Here is a 6,235-nt window from a genome sequence, read left to right as displayed (position 1 = left end):
GCATCTGGAGGGGAAATCAACCACACCGCACTACTTGGTAAATAGCAACAAAGTATGCGAAAACAGCCTTTATTTTTTAGTAGCTTCCTTGGCCGATATAACCTTTTGTACAAACTTTCTGTCATTTTTGTACCCTATTCTGTCCAAGGTGAATGCAAAATACAATCACAGAAATTTTTATTTTTATATTCCGGTCTAAAATATTCAATAATATCTTCCTTCATATTGCCGAAAGTGGTTTCTGGCTTATGCTTAAAGCCCTCATAAAACGCTGGAATAATGTCCTTTTTGAAATTGTTACGTGGGAAGGCTTTTATAATTTCTTCACGCAAGTCGTCAGGGAATTGTTCAAAGCCATCTCCCATCACATCTAAACCAACACCTGAAAAGAGTAGTGCCACTTCAGCTTCTTTATGTTCTGCAACGCCAGGTGTCGTATGTAATGCAATAGCATCCCATACAAGACGGATCGACTCATCTGGAATTTGATACTGTTGTAAAAAGCTCCTCGCAGCATTTGCACCGTCTACTTCAAATCGTAAATCTGGACTGCTGAACTTTTTTGTTAAACCTAAATCATGGAATAATGCACTAACATATAGCAACTCTAAATCATGATTCTGCTTCGTTTTTTTTCCGTTGACTGCACCAAATAAAAATACACGATTTGAATGATTCCACAACAAGTCGTCCCCATGCTCGCGTAAAAGATCTGCTGCTTCTTTAGCCAATTGAGAATCTGGAATTTTAATACCTGCTACTTCTTGAAACATAATTAAAAATCCCCTTTACAATTTGATTATGAACTTGTTTTCATTGTAAAGAGGAATTTATCATTTATCTATCCATTCATTTCTATGATAATAATAGATAAAAACTATAATATAGAACTTTTTAAAGAAGCTATCTCATCTTTTTCTGTATGAAAACGCAGCCTTTCGATTTCACATAATAATAACTCAATATACTTACGTGCTGCATAATTGATAAAACGATTCTTTTTCATCACGAGATAAACAGATCTAGTCAAAGTTGGTTTTTCAATACGTTGGAAAAATAAATCCTCTGTATCATAAAATTCATATAATGTACGCGAAACAAAACTGCGGCCAACCCCATTTCGAACGAGCTTCAAGATAGATTCAATGCTAGACGTTTCGACGATAGGTTCTAACTGCCTGCCAGCCTCAAGACTCGTTTTATCAAGTATTTTTCTGCATTGATGGATATTTGGAAATAAAATAAGCGGACTGTCTAAAACATCGGAAAATGAAACCTTCCGCTCTCCATTACTTTGATTACTAATCAGGTAAAATTCTTCATCATACAACTTCGTCACCATCAACATATCATCACGATTGTATTCAAAACCAATACCAAAATCAGCTTGATTCTCTAAAACAGCCATTTCCACTTGATCCGTACTTTGAACAAACACTTTTATGTTTGGATATAATTGGTTGAATTTAATGCACAAAGTGGAAACCAAATCAGTTATTTCTCCTGGTAACACGGCAATTTTCAATTCCCCGATTTCTACTTTTGTAAGTGCTCTAATTTGAGAAGATATACTTTGTAAGGAATATTGAATATTCAATGCTTCTTGTTGTACGATTTCACCCACCTTGGTAAGTTCAATCTTCTTACCAATACGGTTAAATAGTGCATAGCCTATATCTTGTTCAAGCATTTTAATTTGATGGCTTAAAGTTGGTTGCGAAATTCCTAATTTTTCAGCTGCTTTTGTAAAATGCAGTTCTTTACTGACCATTAAGAAATATTCTAAATGTCTTATTTCGATATTATTTCAATCCTTTCTAATGAAAAAAATTAAATCTGTATGCTTCCAATAAAATAATCTAGTTATTAAGTTACTTTATTTGAAGGGATTATTCCATAATTTGGCCCGATTGCTGGATAAAATTAAAAAACACCATTAGCTATCTGTTATTTTGGTTCATAAATAACTCACAATGATGTTGGATAACGGGCCTGGTTAAACAGAAAACTGTCTATATTGCTTAAAATTGAAGTCGTAATTAATTCACTAAATGTAAGTTTATATACGTCAAAATAAAAGGTCATCATTATATGAAAATTGTAATCACCATTGACATGCGCAATTAATAATAATTGTACCTTTTTAGATGTCAGATCACATAATAGAATATCTCATATAATACTTAAAATTTGAGAGTAGCCGAAAATGACAAATATCAAGGAGGAGCTAAATCATGTATATACCTAAACATTTTCAACTCAAGGATGAAGAAATAATTTATGATTTTATTGAAAAGTACAGCTTTGCCACTTTATTTTCTCGACACAATGGAGAACCATACGCTACCCATCTTCCACTCACATTAAATAAAGGTGAAAGTGCTTTATATGGTCATTTTGCCCGCCCAAACGAACAATGGAAGGATATAGAATACCAACAAGTTCTTGCGGTTTTCCAAGGTCCTCACTCTTATATATCTCCTTCTTGGTATGAAACAACGATGGCAGTTCCTACTTGGAATTATGTCTCTATCCATTTATATGGAAAGATGGAGATTGTCAAAGATCAAAAAGTCATATTCGATTCACTGAATGATATGGTAAACAAATATGAAAATCCAGAAAGCCCATACCGTTTAAAGGATGTGGATTCCAGATTTATCGAAGGAATGAGTAAAGGGATTGTAGCTTTTAAAATAAAAATCACAAAAATTGAAGCGAAAGCTAAATTAAGTCAAAATCACCCTGTTGAACGTCAAGAATTAATTATTAAGCATCTTGAAAACACTTCTCAACAAGGTAATATACAAATAGCATCTCTTATGAAGAAAAATCTACAAAAATAAAAGTTATTCGACTTTGTCTTGTTCAATAATGTGGTAGATCAAAAACTAAGCCTAATTCCAGACGGAAATTAGGCTTAGTTTTTGATCTACAGCCGCACTTAATGTCATCGCAATAAAAAATTAAGGGTCCTATGAAGATTATTTATCATTGCAGCACCAAACATTCAATTAAAACAGCTACAAATTGGTTCAAAGAATGGTGGAGTTATTCTTTGAACCATGCATTCTTTAAGAGTTTCACACCCACATCAATTTCATGGGAAGAAAGATTACTGAAACCTAATTTAACCATTGGTCCGTCGGTGTTATTTTTAATGAAGTAGAGAGAAGTAGGATACACAGTAACTCCATGTAAGGAAGCTTGCTGAATTAACCATTCTTCTGAATGCTTCAGATGTACTTTGACTAATACGTACAAACCAGATTGTTCACCAATAATGGATATATTTTGATCGAATTGCTCTTTTAAAGCGGATACTAAGTGCTGCATTTTTCTTTTATAAACTAGGCGCATGCGTTTTATATGTCTACTCCATTCTCCCTCTTCCATAAATTTAGCCATTGTAAGCTGGCTAAGCAGGGAGGTGGTGGCTTCAAAATGAAGAAACTGATTTTTATAACGATTTAAAAGTGGCTGTGGCAAGACCATATAACTTAAACGAATTCCTGGAAGAAAGGACTTCGAGAAATTCCCTAAATAAATGACTCTTGCTGAATCAATGGAGGCAAGAGCAGGGAATGGTTTTTGTGTATAGCGAAATTCACTATCATAATCGTCTTCGATAATATATCCACGCATCTTGTTAACCCAATGAATAATCATTTGCCGTTGTTGGATGGACATGCTTACTCCAATTGGACTTTGATGGGAAGGAGTTACATAGATTAATCGTGATTTCATTTGTTCTAATTGTGAAAGTTCAGCACCTGTTTCATAAACCGGCAAAGTTTCAAACATAAAACGATGGAAATGAAAAGCTTCCCTAGCACCGTCGTAACCAGGGTCTTCAACTATAATACTCTGGAATTCATCCTTCAGTATATGTCCAAGGTATACAAGCATTTGTTGGGTACTGCTTCCGATAATAATTGCATTTGCATTTGTTTTCACGCCGCGTGATTGGAATAAATATGTTGAGATTTGTTCGCGCAGGCATTCTTCCCCAAATGGTTCCCCGTATCGAAAGCTATCCTGTAATGTTAATACTTGATTAGCAATTTTCCTCCAAATTTTCAGTGGGAAATGAGTTTGATCAACGGCATCTGCCCTGAAATTAATTACTGGAGGTATCTTGGACTCAGTCTGCTTTTTATCATAAGAGATTAAGGGTTCCTGAAATATACGGGGTTCTAACTCGTTTGCAAAATATCCTTTTCTGCCCTCTCCACGAATATAACCTTCAGCAACAAGTTGTTCATATGCCAATAAAGTTGTATTGCGACTTACATGTAAAGAATCTGCAAGTTGACGAATGGAGGGTAATTGCTCATTTGCCAAAATGTCTCCTTGTTCAATATATGATTTGAATTTCTCATAGATTTGTTTGTATTTTGGGGCGTTATCATTGAACGTAAAAATGGTATTATTCATTTGCATTCCCTCTGACATGTATATTTGTTTAATATTGTACCTTTTTTTATGTCAACTTGTATAATAATATTTTTTTATCGGATATTTATTTTTAAAATTCAAATACAAGTTGAAAGGAAGATGATTGTGTACATTCCTAAGCAATATCGTATGAAAAATGAAGAAGCAGTTCAAATTATGAAGTCTAACCCGTTTGCCTTATTGATCACTGTTAATGAACATCGTCCCTTAGCTACTCATATCCCTTTGGAAATTCGCGAAGATGAAGGGAAAATCTATGCGACTGGGCATATTGCATACGGAAACATGCAGAAAAAGACTTTAGACAATAATAGTGATGTGTTACTGATTTTCCAAGGGCAGCACGCTTACATTTCATCAAGTTGGTATCAGTGCGAAGAGGTTCCTACATGGGACTATCTAGCTGTACATGCGTATGGATCAGCTCGTTTAATCACTGAAGACGAGCTGATTTCCTCCTTGGATACTATGCTTAATCATTATGAGGGTCACCGAGAAAATGGCCGGACCTGGGAAACGTTTGATCCAGAGTTGCTAAAGAGTGAAATGAAAGGAATAGTGGGCTTTGAAATTGAAATCACATCTATTCAAGCTGCAGCCAAAATGAGTCAAAATCGTAATGACACCGATTACAAAGCGATTATTACAGAGCTTGAAAAATCAAATGAACAAGGGGAGATTCAGGTTGCGAAATGGATGCGTGAGCAGAGGAAAGGGTCAATTGAATGATTAGTATATTAATAGGGTTTGCAGTGGCACCCTAAAAACAAAAATGGTGTTTAACATTTTTTAAGGAAAGCAAAGGTAAGTCAAAACCATTCCTTACAGACAAGAGCTCATAATAAAAAAAGTTGGAACAGATTCCTTTTCTAAATGAGCAACAAATCGCCTCCTTCGATGAAAGCGAACCTTAAAAAAGTGTAACCTTACTTTCGCCATCAAGGAGGAGCCCAATAAATCTTGTGCCAAAATACAATAAGGAGTTGCTTTTTATGGAGTTTTCAAATATTTGGCTATTTGTACTTACTGCTGCTACATTGTTAATAATACCTGGACCAGCTGTGTTGTATATTATGGCAAGAAGTATAGACCAAGGGAAGAAGGCGGGCATAGTATCAGTTCTTGGTGTATCACTTGGCGGTTCTGTTCACGTTTTAGCTGGAGCGATTGGAGTTTCAGCGATCCTTATGACATCAGCAACAACCTTTAATATCGTTAAATACTTGGGTGCTGCTTATCTTATCTATCTGGGGTGCAGGACTTTATTTTCTACATCTGATCGAACGACTTCAGAAATTCCAAAAGCCCCTCGCAAAAAGTTATTAAAGATATTTTACGAATCTGCGCTCGTAGAAGTAATGAATCCTAAGACAGCTCTCTTTTTTTTAGCCTTCTTTCCGCAATTCATATCACCTTCGGCTGGTTCAGTCACCATACAATTTTTACTTTTAGGAATTATATTTATTATCCTAGCTTTCATTAGTGATGGTCTGTATGCAGTACTTGCAGCAAGTATTAGAAAGCGGATTCTGGGTAGTGAAGTGAATTCTAGGTTTCAGAATCGGATAACTGGTTATTTATATATTGTTCTAGGGGTATTCTCCGTCTTTGCGAGCCCCTCCAAAACATAAGAGTATTTGATAAAAATCGATTCTACTAAGATAATAAATAAAATGAAATGGAAAGATTATGCCTAGATTTATCATTGATGATGATTTTTGGTCGTCATCCCCTCATGCAATTGCATGCTCTTACCTCTGTTTGTAGACAAAGGGGG

At 35.2% G+C, this 6,235-nt stretch carries 6 protein-coding genes; 3 read left to right on the top strand and 3 right to left on the bottom strand.

What is annotated here, in order from left to right:
• Nucleotides 1-134 precede the first annotated feature (134 nt).
• Both ADA55_RS17230 and ADA55_RS17225 read right to left on the bottom strand, forming a co-directional pair.
• Nucleotides 135-773 carry an HD domain-containing protein gene (locus ADA55_RS17230; protein ID WP_048686137.1) on the bottom strand — a complete coding sequence of 213 codons (639 nt, stop codon included), beginning with the start codon at nucleotides 771-773 and terminating at the stop codon, nucleotides 135-137.
• A gap of 104 nt (nucleotides 774-877) precedes the next feature.
• Complete coding sequence (locus tag ADA55_RS17225; protein ID WP_048686135.1) at nucleotides 878-1,771, bottom strand: LysR family transcriptional regulator; 894 nt, start codon at nucleotides 1,769-1,771, stop codon at nucleotides 878-880.
• A gap of 463 nt (nucleotides 1,772-2,234) precedes the next feature.
• Here ADA55_RS17225 and ADA55_RS17220 point away from each other — a divergent pair, with 463 nt between their 5' ends.
• Complete coding sequence (locus ADA55_RS17220; RefSeq protein WP_048686133.1) at nucleotides 2,235-2,846, top strand: FMN-binding negative transcriptional regulator; 612 nt, start codon at nucleotides 2,235-2,237, stop codon at nucleotides 2,844-2,846.
• 205 nt (nucleotides 2,847-3,051) lie between these two features.
• On the opposite strand, the gene ADA55_RS17215 is transcribed toward ADA55_RS17220, so the two are convergent.
• Nucleotides 3,052-4,437, bottom strand: a complete 1,386-nt coding sequence (locus ADA55_RS17215; protein ID WP_048686131.1) for a PLP-dependent aminotransferase family protein — start codon at nucleotides 4,435-4,437, stop codon at nucleotides 3,052-3,054.
• A 126-nt stretch (nucleotides 4,438-4,563) separates the two neighbouring features.
• On the opposite strand from ADA55_RS17215, the gene ADA55_RS17210 reads away from it, so the two are divergent.
• Nucleotides 4,564-5,187: an FMN-binding negative transcriptional regulator gene (locus tag ADA55_RS17210; RefSeq protein ID WP_048686129.1), complete on the top strand. Its 624-nt coding sequence runs from the start codon at nucleotides 4,564-4,566 to the stop codon at nucleotides 5,185-5,187.
• Nucleotides 5,188-5,450: 263 nt separating this feature from the next.
• Nucleotides 5,451-6,089 (top strand): LysE family translocator, encoded by a 639-nt coding sequence (locus ADA55_RS17205; RefSeq protein ID WP_048686126.1) that lies wholly within the window; start codon nucleotides 5,451-5,453, stop codon nucleotides 6,087-6,089.
• Nucleotides 6,090-6,235: the final 146 nt, after the last annotated feature.

Source organism: Bacillus sp. 220_BSPC (genome assembly GCF_001054655.1).
Taxonomy (GTDB): Bacteria; Bacillota; Bacilli; order Bacillales; family DSM-1321; genus Peribacillus; species Peribacillus frigoritolerans.
Note: the sequence above shows the minus strand (reverse complement) of the source record. Positions and strands in the feature narration are given on the sequence as shown.

Coding starts and splice junctions, on each gene's coding strand:
- ADA55_RS17230 (WP_048686137.1), bottom strand. CDS start 773: ATGTTTCAAGAAGTAGCAGGTATTAAAATTCCAGATTCTCAATTGGCT.
- ADA55_RS17225 (WP_048686135.1), bottom strand. CDS start 1,771: ATGGTCAGTAAAGAACTGCATTTTACAAAAGCAGCTGAAAAATTAGGA.
- ADA55_RS17220 (WP_048686133.1), top strand. CDS start 2,235: ATGTATATACCTAAACATTTTCAACTCAAGGATGAAGAAATAATTTAT.
- ADA55_RS17215 (WP_048686131.1), bottom strand. CDS start 4,437: ATGAATAATACCATTTTTACGTTCAATGATAACGCCCCAAAATACAAA.
- ADA55_RS17205 (WP_048686126.1), top strand. CDS start 5,451: ATGGAGTTTTCAAATATTTGGCTATTTGTACTTACTGCTGCTACATTG.